The following is a 2787-nucleotide window of genomic DNA, read 5'->3' on the forward strand; positions in this document are numbered from 1 at the left end:
CGCCTCCAGCCCCCGCCCGCGGCGACCGCGCCCCTCGGGCCCGCGGATCCAGCGGCGCATCTCCGCGGCCTCCGCGCCGGAGAGGGCCGCGGCGAAGGCCGAGTCGGCGGCGTCGAACAGGTGGTGGCCCTCGTCGAACACGATCCGCTTCAGGTGGGTCGTCTCGCCGTCGGCCTTGGAGCCCCGCGCCGCCCGCGCCCGGTCGAACGCGGCCTGGGTCAGCACCAGGGCGTGGTTGGCGATCACGATGTCGGCCCGCCGCGAGCCGCGGATCGCCTTCTCCACGAAGCAGCCGCGGTAGTGGGGGCAGCCGGCATGGACGCACTCGCCGCGCCGGTCGACCAGGTTCTGAGGGCTCGCCTGAGCCGCCGGGGCGATGGCGAACAGGCTGGGCAGCCAGGCCGGGAAGTCGCCGCCGGTCATGTCCCCGTCGCGGGTGGCCCGCGCCCACCGGGCGGCGAGCGCGTGTCCGACCAGGTCGGTCCCGCCGAGTTGGGCGGTGTTGACCGAGTCCTGCAGGTTCAGCAGGCACAGGTAGTTCTCGCGTCCCTTGCGGACCACGGCCTTGCGGGCGCGGACCTTCGGGTCCGGGAAGATGGCCGCGCTCTCGCGCTCGATCTGACGCTGCAGGGCGCGGGTGTAGGTGGAGACCCAGACGGCGGGCCCGTTGGTCTCCGCCCAAAGGGAAGCGGGCGCGAGATAGCCCAGCGTCTTGCCGACGCCGGTGCCGGCCTCGGCCAGCACCATGCGCGGCTCGCCCTCGCGCTCGCGGGGCTGGAAGGCGTAGGCGGTCTCGACGGCGAACTCGGCCTGGGCCGGGCGCGCCTCGTCGAGGCCGGCCTGGTGCAGCAGCGCCTTCAGCCGCACCGCGGCGCCTTGCGGCTCGATGGGCTTGGAGCCGGCCTCTCCGGGCGGGGCCTGGTCCTCCCACTCGGGGATGCGGGTCCAAACGTCGAGGCCCGATCCGCGGAAGGCGTCGCCGACCGGGGCGGAGCGCAGCGCCCCGATTACCGCGGGACCCCAGGCCCAGCTGGCGCGGGCCAGGGTCTCTGCGATCGCCAGCGCTTCCTCGCGACTCGGCTGCGGCGTCAGCGCCAGCTCCTGCAACAGCACCCGGCAGGCCTGCATCAGCGACTGCGCCTGGTGCGCCGCGCCCTTGGGCTCGGGCATACCGAGGGCCAGCGCCAGCCCCGCCGCCGATGGCGCGCAGAACTGCGCCGGCCGCACGAAGGCGAACAGCTCCAAGGCGTCGAAGATGCGCGGCGACCTGGCCGGCGCCTGCAGGCCGAGCCGGCGCGAGGTCATCGCCGCATGGGCGAGCAGAACCCGGCCCTCTTCCAGCAGGTCCCGCGCCTCGGGCGGGCGGACCATCTCGGCCGCGCCGGCGTGCGCCACCGCCGCGCGGGGGCCCGGCAGGACCACCAGCGCGGGCGCAAGCTCCAGGGCAGGCGAGACGGCGTTCACCTGAGTCTCCTACCGCCGTTTGGGCCGAAACGGAACGAGAACATCACCGCTGCGTCCATGGCCCGCAGCGGCGTTGACACTGGCCCTCCACAAGCGTCTCGTCCCGACCTCGACAGTGGGAGAGCGCCATGACGGTCAAGGTCCGCTACATCGTCCACGACGCGGACGCCGCCGTCGCCTTCTAGACCGAGGCGCTCGGCTTCAAGGTCGACATGCACTTCGGCTCCGGCTTCGCCGCCGTCTCGCGCGGCGACCTGCAGCTGCTGATGAACAAGCCCGGCGCCGGCGGGGCGGGGCGCTTCCGACGCCCAGGGCCGCGCTCCGGAGCCCGGCGGCTGGAACCGCATCCAGATCGAGACCGACGACCTCGACAGTCTGGTCGAACAGCTGCGCGGCAAGAACGCGACCTTCCGCAGCGACATCATCCAGGGCGCCGGCGGGCGCCAGATCCTGCTGGAGGACCCTTCCGGCAACCTCATCGAGCTGTTCGAGCCGCCACGCCAGGCGTGAAACGGAACGGGAACATGCTATAGGCGGACCATGGCTGAAGCCGCCGCCCCCGCCCCCGACCTGTTGCCGCCGCCCTTCGCCGAGTGGTTCAGCAGGCGCGGCTGGGCGCCGCGGGCGCACCAGCTGGCGATGGTGGAGCGGGCCCGGGCGGGGCGCGATGCGCTGCTGATCGCCCCCACCGGCGGGGGCAAGACCTTGGCCGGCTTCCTGCCCAGCCTGATCGAGCTCTCGCAACGTCCGCCGGCCAACGCGCCGCGCGGGATCCACACCCTCTACATCTCGCCGCTCAAGGCGCTGGCGGTGGACGTCGAACGCAACCTGATGGCGCCCATCCTGGAGATGGGGCTGAAGGTCACCGCCGAGTCCCGCACCGGCGACACCGGCGTCTCGCGCCGCCAGCGCCAGCGGGTGAGCCCGCCCGACATCCTGCTGACCACGCCTGAACAGCTGGCCCTGTTCTGCGCCTGGGAAGGTGCGCGGGTCTACTTCGAGCAGCTCTCCTGCGTCATCCTGGACGAGATCCACACCCTGCACTCCTCCAAGCGCGGCGACCTGCTGGCCCTCGACCTCGCCCGCCTGCAGCAGTTCGCGCCGAACATGCGCCGGGTGGGGCTGTCGGCGACGGTGGACGATCCGGAGGTGATCAAGCGGTGGATGGCTGACGGCGTTCGCAGCTCGGACTCGATCGACCTCGTCCTCGGGCCGAAGGGCGCCGAGCCGATGGTGGACCTGCTGCTGTCGGAAGGCCGCGTGCCGTGGGCGGGGCATACGGCGCAGCACGCGATGGCCGAGGTCTACGAGGTCATCAAGCGC

General features: G+C 73.1%; 2 protein-coding genes and 1 pseudogene. 2 read left to right on the top strand and 1 reads right to left on the bottom strand.

Features of this window, described 5'->3' with window-relative positions:
- A pseudogene (locus tag VHK87_RS13630) lies at positions 1–1371 on the bottom strand (ATP-dependent DNA helicase); the annotation flags it as partial.
- A gap of 444 nt (positions 1372–1815) precedes the next feature.
- Here VHK87_RS13630 and VHK87_RS19500 point away from each other — a divergent pair.
- Together VHK87_RS19500 and VHK87_RS13635 are read left to right on the top strand one after the other, a co-directional pair.
- A complete protein-coding gene (locus tag VHK87_RS19500) occupies positions 1816–1974 on the top strand; it encodes a VOC family protein (RefSeq protein ID WP_414694149.1) in 159 nt (52 codons plus the stop codon).
- Positions 1975–2004: 30 nt separating this feature from the next.
- Positions 2005–2787 (top strand): DEAD/DEAH box helicase (locus VHK87_RS13635; protein ID WP_329635436.1); only part of this gene is annotated, 783 nt, incomplete at its 3' end.

The organism is Phenylobacterium sp., from assembly GCF_036263695.1.
GTDB lineage: Bacteria > Pseudomonadota > Alphaproteobacteria > Caulobacterales > Caulobacteraceae > Phenylobacterium.